Here is a 15,387-nt window from a genome sequence, read left to right as displayed (position 1 = left end):
TGGAGCCCTTGTGCCACGTTATTCTGCAGAGCGTAAAGCAGCCGTCCTGAAGAAGTTGTTACCACGGTAATCCCCCCTTTTGAATTCTCCCGATTTAGTAGCGCTACACTTTAATGTTCTTAAATAGCTGCTTTGCTTGTCTGCGGATAGTTTTTGAAAGGCCATTGTTACGGCTTAGCTCGATCAAGAATACTCGGGTCTGGATAACCGAACGCGTGCGTTCACTTGGCATGGTCATAAAATTTTCTTCTTGCTTTGATAGAACCGCCACACTAAAAGCTGAGGGTTCAGTTCGAAAAATAGAAGACTGCATCAATGAGATACTGCGGCAGGTAGTTGAGGCTGCCAAAAAATATTTTGTCCAATCCGGCTAAAGCCCCACTGGCTTTTGCTACGAAACGCACGTTGTTGGTTATCTGTCATGGCGCTTTGCCCATCTGCATCACGAATGTAACGAGCAAGTGTCATGGCGGCTGGCTGGCCGTAGCGTGCACCCGGGGAGGCACATGTCCAGATATGGCGCAAGGTCATCGCAATATCAGGCTCATGCTGGTCTAAGTAGGCAAGACCGTATGCACACGCTTCAAGTGTAAACGCATCGTGGCTACAGAGCTTCCACGCCGCGTTAGGCTTGCCTTTCGAGTCGTAGGTATACGTCTTACCAATATCGTGTAGCAATCCTGCCACAAAACACGTTTCCTGCATTAAGCGTGACATGGAAGGCTCATTTAAGCGCAGCATCGCCACGGCATTGTTAGCAACGTCCAGTGAGTGTGCTAGCAACCCACCTGCATAGGCGTGGTGGTAGGTCACGCTGGCGGGTGCATTCAGAAACGCCTCGATACGGTCCTTACGTTCCAATACCCGTGTTAAAAAACTGCGTAAGTGCTCCGATTGCAGAGACTGTACGGTCTTCACTAATTGATCGAACACCGCTGGTGCGGGGGCGTACACACGTGGTAGCGATTGTAGCGTGTCCAGTGAGTGGACTTCCTCACGGGTCGCCTTGCGAAACTCATCAAGAAGGAATTGGCCTGATAAGCACTTTACTCCTGATGCAGTAACAAAATCCAAATGGCCAATGCGCTCAGGAACGTGTGTCTTTGCTAAATTCAGCATTGCGATACGATCACCTTCGCAGTCGCTTAGCCGAAGCTTTAGAAAAGGCGTTTTTGCATTGTCGAACTCTACCACGCGCCCCGTAAGGCGATAAGTGCCCGTAAAAGTGCGAGACAGGTGTGCTGTAGCTTGTTGATTAGGCAGTTTCATGGCGGTGCTCCTTCTCGGGCTTGGTGGACGTGGCATTGCCTAATAAACGCTCGAAAGCAGAGCCGTCCATACGCGTGGCATTAGGCACATAGCGCGAATAGACCTTAAACAGCATCTCGGTTGAACTGTGGCCTAACATGCGCGCTACCCACTCTGGATTCTCACCCGAGGCTAGAAACAGCGTCGCGGCAGTATGGCGTGTTTGATACGGGCGGCGTTTGGTCATACCCAGTGACCGTAGTAGGGGATACCACACGCGTTTCGTCACGTTGTTGTGATCAAGCGGCTGTCCCAGTTGATTGCAGAACACGTACTGGCTCATATGCCCAGTCGCGGCGTACTGCGTTTTTAAGGCGTCATATACCTGTCCAAACATGGGGATTTCACGCTGGGAGCCATCGGTCTTGGTGTATTCCGTTTCGCCATTTATCAACGTCTCGCGCACCAAGATTTCTCGTTTAGCGAAATCGACATTTTTCCACTTCAATCCATCTATCTCACCGGTACGCATACCGGTAAAAAAGCGCACCGTATAGTAGTTGCGATAGTCGGGACGCACGTTATCGATGATGCGGTGGACTTCATGGAGCGAGAAGGGCTCGATGTGCGTCTTCTGTAGCTTTAAGGGTTTGATATTTTTGTAGGGCGTCTCGAAATCGAATCGCTCGGCAGCTTCATCCAGCACCATGCGAAGAATGGTCATATGGCTGTTGATGGTCTTTGGCGATACGAGCCCCGTGGTGCCACGCCCTTTGCGCTTGGCCAGCTTGGCGCGAAACCCCATGATGTCGGCCTTGGTGATATCACCAATGGGCTTTTTACCGAATGCGGGCTTCAGCGAGCTATCCAAGATCGAGCGCACATTGCGCATGTGGGAAGCACGCCATTGAACTTTACTCTCTTCAAGCCACTGCTCAGCAAAGTCGTTGAAGAGTGGTGTGTCTAAAACCTCAGCATATTGAGACTCTTTTGTAGGCGAGGGCTGATGGGCTTTCAGTTTTTGTAAATTGCTGCTGTTGGGAAAAAACTCTGCATAATTGAATTCCCCTAGCAGCATTTTTGCTTCCATGCGCTGTAAAAGCTGTTCCAGCTGTTTACGATTTTTTGCATTATCGTCTAGCAGGGTCTGTTCACGAAATCGCTGGCCGTCGTAGCGGAAGTCGATAAAAAGCTTTTTACTTTCTTGGCGAACGCGAACCTTACCCATGGCAGATACCCCCGTTAGCCATCGGTATGGCGACTCGTTGTTGACGAGGTGTCGCTTGCAGCATTTCTTCTTGGATAGCCTCCCAGATATACAGAATTTTCCGACGCCCAAAGGGACGGATGTAATGGGTGCCTTCAATGAGCACGCTGTCTTTGAGTTGCTGGCGGATAGTGCGCGCATCGTATTTGATACGTGAGGCGAGTTCTTCCGTTGTCAGAAAAGTGCAGTCCATGAGATTATCTCCTCATGTGATGATCATTTGATAATATTTTTAATCGCTAGATTAGAAATATATACAATCAAATGATTATTTCAAGCACTTTTTGATAATTTTTATGATCAATAATAGAGAAGACGATGATTCGGTATCACTTAAAAGAGTTGATTGCAGAGAAGGAATTTGCCGAGCGGCGCAGAATTACGATCGGGGAGATAGCGAAAGAAACGGGCATCAACCGGATGACGTTATCGAAAATTATCAATCACCCAGGCCACAGCACAGTGACAGATAATCTAGATAGGCTTTGCTACTACTTTGATTGTGAGATCGAACAGCTAGTGACTCACATCAAGGAGTCCAGTCCAGAACCTGCGCCTTAACTCGGTAGTAAAGAAAAAGAAGGAGATGCTAAATAAAGTTCGGTGCCTGAAGGTCGCCGCCTTTTTCACCTACCGATAGGCATTTTTAAAAATAGGCACGGTGTGGGCACAATTTGGGCACAGAGCTTTTTGGAATGACAGGCAACAAAAAAGGCAGATCATTAAGTAACTGATCTGCCTTTCAAAATATTGGTAGCGGGGACCGGATTTGAACCGATGACCTTCGGGTTATGAGCCCGACGAGCTACCAAGCTGCTCCACCCCGCATCAACGTGAGGCGTATTCTACGGATTTTTTGCGCCACGTCAACCCTTTGTAGCAAACAAAGCACAAAGGCTGATATTCATCGTACTGCAATATGCAAAGAGTAAAGCTATGCTTCCCATGGTCCCAATAAAAAGCTTACTGTCGGTAGGCCGCCTGACAATAAAATCGGTGGCGTGCTGTTGGTGATACAAGCGCTTGACGCTTATTCGAAATGGTTTACGAACCATAACAGTACTTAGCGTCCAAGCCATTTGTCATATCAGGGAGGTAGTCAATGGCCAATCAAGCCCCCGTCGCCTGGGTAACTGGTGGAACTGGTGGAATCGGCACGGCAATTTGTCGTTCGTTGGCAGATGCGGGTTATAGGGTAGTGGCAGGGTATAACAATCCCGAAAAAGCCAAAACCTGGCTGGACACCCAGCAAGCTGCCGGTTATCAGAGTATTACAACACTCGGAGTCGACCTGTCTGACCATAACGCATGCCTGAATGCTGCGCGTGAGATCCACGAACAGCACGGTCCAATTAGCGTGCTGGTAAACTGTGCTGGCATTACCCGCGACGGCACGATGAAAAAAATGGCCTACGAACAGTGGTATCAGGTCATCGATACCAACCTTAATAGCGTCTTTAATACGTGCCGCAGCGTGATCGAGATGATGCTCGAAAATGGCTATGGCCGAATTATTAATATCTCCTCCATCAATGGCCGTAAAGGGCAGTTTGGTCAGGTTAATTACGCTGCCGCTAAAGCCGGTATGCACGGTTTAACCATGTCGCTGGCGCAGGAAACAGCCACCAAAGGCATTACGGTAAATACCGTATCGCCTGGCTATATTGCCACTGACATGATTATGAAAATTCCGGAGTCAGTGCGTGAAGCCATTCGCGAAACGATCCCGGTGAAACGCTACGGTACGCCGGAAGAAATTGGTCGCTTGGTGACGTTCCTTGCCGATAAAGAGTCTGGCTTTATTACCGGCGCCAACATCGATATTAACGGTGGGCAATTTATGGGCTAGGCCACCCATGCCTACGCGACGGCTTATTCCTCACAAGGGAGCATGCAAAACGGGAGGCGAATCGCCTCCCGTTTTGTTGTTGTCGCATTGATGGGGCGGTCAGGGGGGCGGAATATGTCCCAGATCGCGCAATAAGCTATCCAGTTCCCTGGCTTCTTTTTCCCACTGCGCTATCGATACCGGGCCAAGCGCTAATAGCGCGGCTAAGACATCGATAATTTCTTCTTCGCGACTACGCTCCTGGCGAATTCCTTCATTCAAGCGCTCTACCTGAATCGCCAAGCGCAAAGGCTTGTCGCTTTGCTGGATGCTGCCGCTGGTTAATAAAGACAGATGCACCCGCAGCCGAGAAATGGCGTCTGCCCGTGCTGCCTCATCATCCAGCGACAAAGGGAGTGGCGTGGATTGACGCTGGTGGTTACGCGTCTGATGCGCCTCGACAAATACGCTGGGAAGCGGCGTGCTGATGATATCGTCAGCGTTGATAATTTCCGCGGCCCCGCCGTCCAGATAGCGCTGATCGGCGGCCAGGTGTGCGTTAACGAGCGGTAAAATAAGCTGCCATTGCTGAACGGTATCCGCAATCTTCAGACGACTCAAACGCTCGCGCTTGGCGCGCACAATACCGCTTAGGCGACGCTGCATGCCTTCGCTACGCCGGTTTCGCGGCAGTGGCTCAAGCTGGCTGACCTGGTTCAAAAAGTCGTCCAGCGTGCTGGTTTCATTGGCGGTAGTGGGTTGCCAGCTGTCCATTTGATCGATAAGTATTTGCATGGCTTCAAGCTGCTGTTGCTGATGGGCAGCCTGCTCACTCTTGTGGGCTTCGCGCTGAGCAAACAGCTGATCGCACTCGTGCCGGAACGCCTTCCAAAGGGTTTGTTCCGCCCCTTTGGGTGCGCGCCCTAACTGGCGCCAGTGCTGCTGTAGTTGCTTGGTTTGTGTAATGCGTTGCGCCAAAGGCTGTTGCTGGTCGTGACGAAGCGCCCGCACTTCGTCAATGAGTGCCTGCTTTTGAGAGGCGATCTGCTCGGCCCGCTGATCAATTAATGTTTGCAACTGATGGCGGATTTTTCCAAACCGCTGACCAACAGCCTCAGAGCGCTCGCGAGGCACCGGCGAGTAGTGACGCCATTGATGGCGTGCCTTGTCGCGAATTTCACGTAGTACATCCGGGTCAGCGTCCTCCGCTGGCTGGGCGAGCAGTGTTTCAAGCTGTTCACACAGCTGCTCGCGGGCCTGCAGGTTCGCTTCACGCTCCTGACCTAGTTGGTCGCGCCATGGGGCTAGCCGCTCGTGGATGCGGTCAGATGCGGCACGAAAGCGCGCGGACTGTTCGCGATTGGCGGCGGCATCGCCCAGCGACTTCCACTCTTTCACTAGCTGGCGGTGGTGGCGGTCAAGCGCGGTTTCCGCCATGTGCGGGTCGTTGGCCAGTGCTTCAATGCTTGAACATAACTGCTCGCGCTTGGGCCCTGCGACAAAGCCGCGCCAATCGCGTAGCTCGGCAAGGCGCGCGCCGGACTGCTTTAAGCGTGCCTTCAGCGGCTTGGCTTCCGCCATTTGCAGGGCTTCGATTTGCGGTTTTAAGCGCTGGTGAAGATGGCTGGCACTTTTGAAGGCGCCACGCTCAAGCAGGTGCTCAAAGCTATCGAGTTCTGCTTCATAAGTGCTTAATGAAACCGAGGCGTGTGGGCTAGCTGCCGGTGAGTGAGACTCGCTGGCAAGTGTTGCCTGAACGCGCTGTATTAACGCGGGCGGCGTAAATGCTTTTGGCCAGTCGCATTCGTTAAGCAGGCGACGCATGGCGTGGTGGTCATTATCCGCAAGCGCTTGCTCAAGCACGACGCTGACATCTTGCCAGCGCTGCCAGGCATCCAGGCACTGCTCATATTGAATAATGGCTTGCGTGTAGCGTTGGCTTGCAGGCTCGCTGGGCGAGTGTACGTCGGAGATCGCTTGCCAGCGTTGGCTGAAAAGCTGGCGTTGGGCACGCAGGCTGTCAATATCCTGAACGGTCAGCTCGGTAGCATGATGAAGACTTTCAAGCGTCTCCTCCAGCCCATCAAGCAACTGATCACGTGTCTGATCCGCTTCCTCTCGGCGGGCAAGGCTCTGCTGGCGAGCCTGCTCCTGCGTTTCATGGTCGTGAAGCGTTTTACGACAGCCCAGCATGGCTTGATGAAAGCGCTGCTCTTGCTCGGCGCTGGGCGGGGGCGTCAGGCTCTTCCATTCGCGCTCTAAATGGCGAAAGCGACCGCCATAAAGTGGCTCCCAAGGCGCGCGAGCCTGCTGTTCCATCTGGTGAAGAAGATGCTCCAGCTGCTGCTGTTGGCGAGCCAGCCATTCGGCATCGGTTCGCTGCTGGCCGAGCTTTTCGCGGGCAAGGCGCGTTACATAACGATCACGTCGCGCGTCTTTAAGCAGGCGCTTTAGGCCCTCTTCTGTCTCAATGCGCTCGGCGGCGCGATGACGAACAGCCGCGACACCGTTTTGGCACGCTTGCTTAATCAAGTCGTCTTCACTGGTTAGTCGGGCAAGAGCGGTCAGGCGCAGATCAAGGTTGTCGCCTTGCAAGACAATTACATTTAAAAGACGCGGCTCGTCCAGCCCTTCCACCAGCGCTTGGCGTTGTTGCAGTTCGGTACTGCCTTCAAGACCGCTAAGCCGCTGGCTCACGGCATTGAACCATGCCTCTTGCTGGCTGTGGTCAGGGTAAGCCGCCACCAATCCTTCGACATCATCCAGCGCGAGCAGGGCCGCCAAGCGGATGCTGCTGTCACTATCGTGCGCGAGTGCTTGCAGCGCTTCGCGCTGTTCAGCCTGGTGGGGGTCAAGTCGAGAGAGGGCCTGTCGGCGTACCTCGGGGTCGGGGTGTTGCCAACGAGGAGCGAACAGGCGTCTTAACAGTCCGTGCATGGATCATCCTGCGTAGAGGTGCGTAGCATGAAAAAAATTAGCCATTATTGAACAGCGGTTGCAGTCATCGGCGCTGTCGCTTAGCTTTGCCTTGCCAGGGTGTAATAGAAATTGATTCTTCACACCCAAAGGCGCCAAATTGCGCTACCTTTATTTTACCTGAACATGACATGGAGTTCGGCTATGAGCCTCAACGCCGATAGTGCCAACATGGCATTTACCTTTAAAGGCGGCATGCTGCCGATGACCGTCATGGAATTAAGTAGCGCTGACCCTGAGCATATCCGGCGGCAGTTGGCCGGTAAACTGTCTCAGTCTCCTGCCTTCTTCCAGCATACACCGGTTGTGCTAAGCGTGGAAAAGCTTGATGAGCCTCATTTAGCTTTGGAAAGAATATGCGCCGTTTGCCGGGACCACAAACTTTTACCCGTTGCGGTGCGCGGCGGTTCAGAGCCGGTACGCCAGTCGGCTTGGGCATTGGGGCTTGGGTGGTTTGCACCTGTAGAGGAGACGCGCGCTCGAGCACTGGAGAGCGTCAGCAGCAAAGAGGAAGCCTCAAAAAACAATGCCTCTGACGACGACCGTATTGAGGCACACGCCAAGAGTGCGGCAACACGGCTTTATCGCGGTACCGTTCGTTCAGGCCAGCAGGTCAGCGCATCGGATGGGGATCTGATCGTTATTGGTGCCGTCAATGCGGGTGCAGAAGTACTAGCAGCAGGTAGTATTCATATTTACGGTGCTCTGCGGGGACGGGCGCTGGCAGGTATTCATGGTAATACTCAGGCCGGTATTTACTGCCGCGAGCTTGAGGCTGAGCTGCTTTCGGTGGCTGGGAATTACAAACGCCTCGAAGATGTTGATCCCCGGCTTTTGGGCCGCGCCGCAGAAGTCCATTTTATAAAAGAGCAGCTTGAAATTAAGCCGTTGGGTTGATGCTTTCAACGCAGCGTGCATCCATGCTTAATGCTTAGCGACGCTGCCTTGCCTATCCGTTACAGTAGGGCTTTTGTGACATTGACGTTCCCGTTATTCGTTCAGCGTCATGCGCTCGCGATGAACGACTTCAAGAAGGAAGTGAATCTTGGCTAAAATTATTGTTGTGACCTCAGGTAAAGGGGGGGTCGGTAAAACCACTAGCGCTGCAGCAATCTCAACAGGTCTGGCCCTGCGTGGTAAAAAAACCGTGGTCATTGATTTTGATGTGGGGCTTCGAAACCTTGACCTGATTATGGGGTGCGAGCGTCGTGTAGTGTATGACCTTGTAAATGTTATTCAGGGCGAAGCCGGCCTTAACCAAGCGTTGATCCGTGATAAGCGCGTTGAAAATCTGTATATCCTGCCCGCTTCGCAAACCCGGGATAAAGATGCGCTAACCCAGGAAGGGGTGGCGGAGGTGTTGGAAAAGCTTCGAGAAGAATTTGACTTTATTATCTGTGACTCGCCTGCCGGTATTGAGCGTGGTGCGCAGCTTGCCATGTATTTTGCCGACGAAGCGATTGTGGTCACTAACCCGGAAGTCTCATCAGTACGCGATTCTGACCGTATTTTGGGCCTTTTGGCATCAAAAACCCGGCGTGCTGAGCAGGGGGGGGATCCGATTAAAGAGCACCTGCTCGTTACCCGCTATAACCCTGAACGGGTGACCTCCGGGGATATGCTTACCCTTGAGGATATTCGTGAAATTCTGGCCATTCACTTACTGGGCCTGATTCCTGAGTCCGAAGCTGTGCTTCGCGCCTCGAACCAGGGGGTGCCGGTCACTCACGATGCATCAAGTGATGCAGGTCAGGCGTATACGGATACCGTTTCACGTCTGCTGGGTGAGGAGATTCCGTTACGTTTTCATGAGGTGCAGCGCAAAAGTCTGCTTAGCCGTATGTTTGGAGGTAACCGTCGATGAAACTCTTGGAATTCTTGAAGCGTGAGCGCAAGAAATCCGCCTCGGTGGCCAAAGAACGGTTACAAATCATCGTGGCGCATCAGCGAAGCCAGCGTGGTCAGCCTGACTACATGCCGCTACTTGAGCGCGAACTGCTCGAAGTTATTCGTCGCTATGTACATGTTGACGACAATGCCATTCAGATTTCGCTGGATAGCGAAGATAACTGCTCAGTACTTGAGCTGAATGTGACGTTGCCCAAAAGCTGACAAGACAGGAGGGCAACAGGCGGCGAGAAAGGCGCTGGGTGTGCTAGGCTAGGGTTTTTGCTGCCTTGCGGAGTGCTTGTTCATGGCGCCACCTAATGCCGCCCCTGCCAGTTTTTTGTGGCATGACTATGAAACATTCGGGGCCGATCCGCGTCGAGATCGGCCCGCTCAATTTGCTGCGCTGCGTACCGATGCGGACTTAAACGAGATCGGTGAGCCTATCGAGCTTTACTGCAAGCCAGCAGACGATTACCTGCCTCATCCTGCCGCGTGTTTGATTACCGGGATTACCCCACAAAAAGCGCGACGTCACGGTCTGCCTGAAGCGCAGTTTGCCAGTGAAGTGCAGCGCCACATGAGCGAGCCGGGCACCTGTGTTGCAGGATACAACAGCTTGCGCTTTGATGATGAAGTGTCTCGTCACCTGTTCTATCGCAACCTGATCGACCCCTACGCCCGCGAATGGCAAAACGGTAACTCCCGTTGGGATTTAATTGATGTGGTGCGCGCATTTTATGCGCTACGCCCGGATGGCATTGAGTGGCCGCTACGTGAAGATGGTGCGCCAAGCTTTAAGCTTGAGCATTTAACCAAAGCCAACGGGATTGAGCATGAAGGTGCGCATGACGCGGTGGCCGACGTTCGGGCAACCATTGCCCTGGCGCGACTGCTCAAAACGCGTAACCCTAAGCTCTTCGATTACTTGCTTGGCCTGCGCGGCAAACGCGCGGTTGCCCAGCAGCTTGACCTGCCTAATGCCAAGCCGCTTTTGCACATTTCCCGCCGCTACCCGGCCAGCCGTGGTTGCAGCGCCCTGGTAATGCCGTTAGCTGAGCACCCTACCAACCCTAATGGGATGATCGTGTACGACCTGAGTGTTGATCCAAGCGACTTTCTTACGCTTTCGCCTGAGCAAATACGCGAGCGCGTCTTTGTCAGTCAGCAGGATTTAGCGGAAGGTGAGGCGCGTATTCCACTCAAGGTCATTCATATCAACCGTTGCCCGGTGATCTTTCCATCAAGTGTGCTCAAGGACATAGAGGGGCCTCAAAAAGGAGCGTATGGCGCGATTGTTGAGCGCCTTGGACTGGATATTGCAACGTGCCGCCAGCACTGGAAAACCTTGCGCAGCGCCCAGGGAGTGACGCCTAAAGTGGCCGAGGTCTTTAAGACCAACTTTGATGACGCACCCCACGACCCTGACATGATGCTTTACTCCGGCAGCTTCTTTTCCGCCGCCGACCGGCAGCAGATGGAGCAGGTGCGTAAGATGGAACCCTGGGATCTGGTAGGGCAGCGGTTTGCCTTTCAGGACCCGCGCCTTGAGGAGATGCTGTTTCGCTATCGGGCGCGTAGCTACCCTGACACGCTGGAAGGTGACGAGCGCGAGCAGTGGGAGGCGTTTCGCTGGATGCGTATTAATGATCCGGCGATGTCCGGCTTTACGCTTAAGGCCTTTGCTCGGGAGATCGAGCGCTACAATCAGCAGCCGCTCAGCGAGCGTGAGCGGCAGATCCTTGAAGAACTGGTGATGTTTGTCGAGGCCATGATGCCCGCCCAGGCGTTCGATGCCTGAGCGGCACATTCATTTACGGAGTGTTGCGCTGGGCAAACGGCGTTAGTGCTTCGCGGTAAGGCGTTACATCGCTGGGCTCATCACCCGGGTTGAAGCGTATATCAAGCTGGTGGCCAAGTAGCTTTGGCCATGCAGCTTGAATATCCGCAGCGCTAACCTCAAGTGCCAGGTTGGCCAGCTCTTCACGACGGTCAAAGCGGATCTCATCCAGCGCGGTGGCCTGCCAGTAACGGTTGGCCATGCCCGCAAGGCTGGTATCACGCTCGCTCAGACTGGCATGGACCGCTTTGCGATAGGCGTCGAGTTCAGCATCGTCGAGTTGCTTAAGTGCTTCGCCAGCGTCAGCTAAAAAGGCATCCATGTGCGCAGCGACCGTTTCGCTGTCCACATCCGGCGATTGAACGAGTAGTGCAATGCCTGGCGCCTCAAGCAGGGGTGAATAACCCGCGTTCACAATATAGCCCAGCTGTTCTTCCGTGCGCAGCTGTTGATAAAAGGGCGTCTCCAGCCACTGGGCAATCACACTAATGGTTGCTTGTTCTTTAGCGCTCTGGTCGCGCCCTTGCAAGTAACGCAGCACCAGGGACTCGTCGCGGGTGCTGTGCGGGTGCAGTACGCTGGAAGTCGTGCCAATGGCCAGCGGGCTAAGCGTTGGAATATCTTCTCGCGTCAAGCCTGGGCGCAGTTTGCCGCGCACCCGCTCGGCTTGTTCCTGGGCGAGTGCTTCATCCAGGTTGCCAATCGCCATGGCGTCGATATAGAGCCCGCCCAGAAAGCGCTTACGGAAGTTCTCAAGATGCTGCTGGTCAAGGCGCTGACTGGCGTCAAGTAGTTCGGCTGTCGACCAGCGTGGGGTCAGCAGGGCTTCACCCAGCGTGCGGCTTGCCTGGCCATAAAGCGATGATTGCGGCGCATTAACCAGCTCTCTCTGTAGCTGATATTGCACGCGATCAAAGGCGCCTTCGCTAATCTCAGCCGTTTTAAGCTGATCAATGGCTTGTTCAATAAGCGGTGTCTGGCCATCACGCCAACCGGAAAATGATAGCGTCATCCCACGTGCGTGCGGGTAGGCGCTAAACGATTGACCGGCCATCCATGCGGGATAAAGTGATTCATTCAAGCTGTCGTTTAGCCACCCAGCCAGCAGCTGCGTCAGTACGACCTCTTCGGCCGAATAGCTGGCGTCGGGATACTGCAAACTGACCCGCCACTCAACGCTTGGTGTATTAAAGCGTGAGTCCTGCATGTGCCAAACCTTAAAGAATGGCGTGTCGATCATTAGGCTTGGGTGCTCGTCTTGGCCTTCAATAAGGGCAAGGTCGCTGGCAATAAAGGGGTTGGGTTCAGGCAGAGCTAAACCCTCAAGCGCGAGACCTTCTTGAACAGGCGGTTGTTCTCGCCACTGGGTCGAGAACCAGGGCGAAACCGTGTCACTTTCCACCTCGGGCGCAGAGTAAAAGCGCAGCATGTTGTCCGGCGTTAACGCAGCCAGATACGCTTGCTGGCGCTCAGTGTCCGGTGCATCCATGCGATACGCGGCATACTGCACATCCTCAACCGGGTAGCGGGACAAATTCATGGCGAGCTGAGTGGCTTCCTGCTGGGGTGCGCCGTGCTGTTGAAAACGAAATGCCTGCTCGCTCAAATCGCGCAGTTCAGTATAGCGCCAGTCAGCCAACCCATCGTCACGCAGCTGATCAATGGCGGCAAATAGCGTAGCCTGGATATCATCAAGCCGCTCGGCACCGGCAGGCGTCAGGCTAATGGAAACCGTAAACAGGGCGTCCTGACCATCACCGCGCTGAACACCTGCGGACAGGCCGTCGGCCAAACCTGCGTTACGCAGTACCGCCAAAAGGCTGCCGTCCCCTTCATCGCCCAGCAAATGCGACATTAAATGAGTGGGTTTTGCGTGGTACTCATTTTCGGGGTCAGGGATGGGGAAGTAAAAACGCAGCTGGCGGCGATCTTGCAGTGACTGACGCTCAACGTAGCGTGGCAGGGTATCGGTATCTACCAGCGGTGCATCAATCGTAGGAACGCTCAGGCCATTGTCAGGAATATCCGCAAAACGCTCCACCACCCACTCTTCGAGTGTATCAAGCGACTGAGGGGCAACGACGGCCAGGTTCATTACGTTGGCATCGTAATGTTGGTGATAAAAATCGATGACACGTTCGCGTAGCGTCGCTTCTCCCGCCGGTGGGCTGGCTAACGTCTCGCGGCTGCCAACGGCAAATCCTGTGGTGGCATTGTCAGGGTTGAGCAATTGGTTAAGCACGTCGTTTTCGCGTCGGGACTCATCGCGAATTCTTGCCATGTACTCAGAATGAACGATATTGCGCTCGCTCTCTAAATGGTCGGCATTAAACAGCGGTGACAGGAAAAACTCGCTAAAGCGATCAAGCGCTTCCGGCAGAGCGGAGGGCTCGATATCAAAAAAATAGTTGGTATCTTGCTGAGCGGTAAAGGCGTTATGGGAGCCCGCGTGGTCAGAAATAAAGCGCTGATAGGCGTCTGGAGCGGGATACGCCTCGGTACCCAGGAACAGCATGTGTTCAAGGAAATGGGCAAGCCCTTGCAGATCATCTGGATCCTGGGCGCTACCGACTCGGACGTTCATGGATGCAGCGGCTTTATCGGCGTCAGGATCGCTTACCAATAGCGCTTGTAGACCATTTTCAAGCGTCAGCACGCGATAGTCGCGACTGTCAAAGGGGCTGGCAATCGGGATGACAATGTCTTCTATCGGGTCATCACCAGCGGCCAGCACGCCGGGAGAAAACCATACGGAGCTGAGCACCGCTGCCAGTACAACGCGCGAATAAAATAGTCTACTTTTCGGTCGTAACATTACGGCTCCTGTGGGACGGTCCATTGCAGCATTGGCCCAACCGGGTGGGCGCAAGCGGCTGATTGATAGGCAGGATTGTTGACATGCTTGGATACTGGAAACGCACCTAATAGTTCCAAGGGCGCGGGTGTTAATAACGTTTTAACGGTTTCCAAAGGGCTATCGGGATCAAGCCATGTGGTCAATGCATGCGGAGGAATGACCACCGGCAATCGGCCGCTAAGCGGTGCCAGGCATGCGTTGGCCGGTACGCTAATCAGTGCTGTTGAGTCAGTAAACGCGGTAAGCGTTGTATGGTAGCGACACCATAACGCACCGAGCAGTAAGGGCGCGCGCCTCACCTCTGTGACCAGATAAGGCTGTTTGTGTCGCGGCAGTGCTTTCCAGACGTAAAAACCGCTGACAGGAATAACGCAGCGACGAGCCTGAAACGCTTCATGGAACATGGCTTTTGAACTGAGTGTCTCAGCTCTAGCGCAGTGTGGAGCGTGATCCAGCACCGTTAACCACGGGGGGGTTAGCCCCCAAAAAACTGATTCGAGCTGCAATTCACCCTGGGCTAAACGAATAGCCGAAACGGGTTGGCGGGGTGCCAGATTGGGGGATTCCACCAGCGCGGATGTCGCCTTGAGTGAGGGCAGAAGACGCTTGAGCGGTAAGTTGTGTACATGTAGGCGTCCGGTCATGCCAGTCTCCTTAAGCAGAATCGGCTCAATCATGTCATGGGAGAGATTACAGATGCACAAGAATGCGCTAAATGTGGCGTTTTAGTGTCGAAAACAGTGTTCGATATAAGGTATCCTATATCACCCCTTGCTCACGCTAAAGCGCTGTGAGGCATTCTTTCTTGTTATTCGTTGACCTGAAGAGATCGCCATGGCCCGTCCTAGACAGCATGCGCCCGATGCCCTCCATGCGCAGGTCATGAAAGCTTGTGATGATTGGTTGGCTGTACAGTCAGTCCACGATTTATCCCTGCGTGCCCTGGCTAGAGAGGTTGGCTGCGCGCCCAGTACGCTGCTTAAACTTTACGGCAGCTTTAACAACTTATTGCAGCACGTTAACGTCGAAACGTTGGCGGGCTTGAAGCAGACCATTACGTCATTATCGGCAGACGCGCCAGAGCCTTGGCTGCGTGCGCTGGCGCATGCGTACTGGCACTTCGCCGAGCAAGACTGCTACCGCTGGAAGCTGCTGTTTGATTATCCTTTGGCGCAAGAAGGGGAGCTTGATCAGCGTCAAAGCCATCTCATTGAAGCGCTGTTTACCCAAGTGGAATCCGCCCTCAAAGAGTACCAGCCCACGCTTGACGATCTCGAAGCTCGGCGGCTGGGGCGCACGCTATGGGGCAGCGTACATGGGCTGGTACAGCTGGGCTTAAATGAACGCTTGGGGTATTGGCAAGGCCAGCAGCTTAAAGTGGATGAACTGCTGGATCAGTTGGTCAGTACGGTGCTGGCGGGGCTTCGGCGCCGGGAGCCGGCGTCGTGAGATGGTGGATCAATGCTGTCCGCCAAGTGCTGCGT

The 15,387-nt window shown here is 53.9% G+C and carries 14 protein-coding genes and 1 tRNA gene; 7 read left to right on the top strand and 8 right to left on the bottom strand.

All coding sequences use genetic code 11. From position 1 onward, the window contains the following. Positions 1–103: 103 nt before the first annotated feature. The 4 genes from FKN99_RS18150 to FKN99_RS14555 all read right to left on the bottom strand — a co-directional run bounded on the left by FKN99_RS18150 (position 104) and on the right by FKN99_RS14555 (position 2,708). On the bottom strand, positions 104–232 hold the full coding sequence (locus FKN99_RS18150; protein ID WP_406565435.1) for a BPSL0761 family protein: 129 nt from the start codon (positions 230–232) through the stop codon (positions 104–106). 80 nt (positions 233–312) lie between these two features. Next, positions 313–1,269, bottom strand: a complete 957-nt coding sequence (locus tag FKN99_RS14565; RefSeq protein WP_172118555.1) for a TraI domain-containing protein — start codon at positions 1,267–1,269, stop codon at positions 313–315. Then, positions 1,256–2,476, bottom strand: a complete 1,221-nt coding sequence (locus FKN99_RS14560) for a site-specific integrase (RefSeq protein WP_172118554.1) — start codon at positions 2,474–2,476, stop codon at positions 1,256–1,258. The genes FKN99_RS14565 and FKN99_RS14560 overlap by 14 nt, the downstream gene beginning before the upstream one ends. Beyond that, positions 2,469–2,708, bottom strand: coding sequence for a hypothetical protein (locus FKN99_RS14555; protein WP_172118553.1), 240 nt, complete (start codon positions 2,706–2,708; stop codon positions 2,469–2,471). The genes FKN99_RS14560 and FKN99_RS14555 overlap by 8 nt, the downstream gene beginning before the upstream one ends. A gap of 125 nt (positions 2,709–2,833) precedes the next feature. Between FKN99_RS14555 and FKN99_RS14550 the strand changes: the two genes are divergently transcribed. After that, positions 2,834–3,076, top strand: a complete 243-nt coding sequence (locus FKN99_RS14550; protein ID WP_172118552.1) for a helix-turn-helix domain-containing protein — start codon at positions 2,834–2,836, stop codon at positions 3,074–3,076. A gap of 190 nt (positions 3,077–3,266) precedes the next feature. Here the strand turns inward: FKN99_RS14550 and FKN99_RS14545 are convergent. Further along, positions 3,267–3,343 (bottom strand) — tRNA-Met (locus tag FKN99_RS14545). Between the two features lie 274 nt (positions 3,344–3,617). Here FKN99_RS14545 and phbB point away from each other — a divergent pair. Beyond that, on the top strand, positions 3,618–4,364 hold the full coding sequence (gene phbB, locus FKN99_RS14540; protein ID WP_172118551.1) for an acetoacetyl-CoA reductase: 747 nt from the start codon (positions 3,618–3,620) through the stop codon (positions 4,362–4,364). A gap of 99 nt (positions 4,365–4,463) precedes the next feature. Here phbB and FKN99_RS14535 read toward each other — a convergent pair whose 3' ends face one another. Then, on the bottom strand, positions 4,464–7,280 hold the full coding sequence (locus FKN99_RS14535) for a DUF349 domain-containing protein (RefSeq protein WP_172118550.1): 2,817 nt from the start codon (positions 7,278–7,280) through the stop codon (positions 4,464–4,466). A gap of 183 nt (positions 7,281–7,463) precedes the next feature. Here FKN99_RS14535 and minC point away from each other — a divergent pair, with 183 nt between their 5' ends. From minC to sbcB, 4 genes are all read left to right on the top strand, one after another. Beyond that, the gene (gene minC / locus FKN99_RS14530; protein ID WP_172118549.1) at positions 7,464–8,216 is read left to right on the top strand and encodes a septum site-determining protein MinC; all 753 of its coding nucleotides are present in this window, start codon (positions 7,464–7,466) and stop codon (positions 8,214–8,216) included. Between the two features lie 148 nt (positions 8,217–8,364). Further along, positions 8,365–9,183, top strand: coding sequence for a septum site-determining protein MinD (gene minD / locus FKN99_RS14525; protein WP_172118548.1), 819 nt, complete (start codon positions 8,365–8,367; stop codon positions 9,181–9,183). Further along, positions 9,180–9,431 carry a cell division topological specificity factor MinE gene (gene minE, locus FKN99_RS14520; RefSeq protein WP_018918334.1) on the top strand — a complete coding sequence of 84 codons (252 nt, stop codon included), beginning with the start codon at positions 9,180–9,182 and terminating at the stop codon, positions 9,429–9,431. Before minD ends, minE begins: the two co-directional genes overlap by 4 nt. 82 nt (positions 9,432–9,513) lie before the next feature. Then, positions 9,514–11,007 (top strand): exodeoxyribonuclease I, encoded by a 1,494-nt coding sequence (gene sbcB / locus FKN99_RS14515; RefSeq protein WP_172118547.1) that lies wholly within the window; start codon positions 9,514–9,516, stop codon positions 11,005–11,007. Positions 11,008–11,020: 13 nt separating this feature from the next. On the opposite strand, the gene FKN99_RS14510 is transcribed toward sbcB, so the two are convergent. Both FKN99_RS14510 and FKN99_RS14505 read right to left on the bottom strand, forming a co-directional pair. Further along, complete coding sequence (locus tag FKN99_RS14510) at positions 11,021–13,861, bottom strand: insulinase family protein (protein ID WP_172118546.1); 2,841 nt, start codon at positions 13,859–13,861, stop codon at positions 11,021–11,023. Then, positions 13,861–14,547: an SOS response-associated peptidase gene (locus FKN99_RS14505; RefSeq protein WP_172118545.1), complete on the bottom strand. Its 687-nt coding sequence runs from the start codon at positions 14,545–14,547 to the stop codon at positions 13,861–13,863. Before FKN99_RS14505 ends, FKN99_RS14510 begins: the two co-directional genes overlap by 1 nt. A 190-nt stretch (positions 14,548–14,737) precedes the next feature. Between FKN99_RS14505 and FKN99_RS14500 the strand changes: the two genes are divergently transcribed. Beyond that, positions 14,738–15,352 (top strand): TetR/AcrR family transcriptional regulator, encoded by a 615-nt coding sequence (locus FKN99_RS14500; protein ID WP_172118544.1) that lies wholly within the window; start codon positions 14,738–14,740, stop codon positions 15,350–15,352. Positions 15,353–15,387 lie beyond the last annotated feature (35 nt).

The organism is Halomonas hibernica (genome assembly GCF_013183775.1).
In the GTDB taxonomy this organism is placed as follows: Bacteria; Pseudomonadota; Gammaproteobacteria; order Pseudomonadales; family Halomonadaceae; genus Vreelandella; species Vreelandella citrativorans.
Note: the sequence above shows the minus strand (reverse complement) of the source record. Positions and strands in the feature narration are given on the sequence as shown.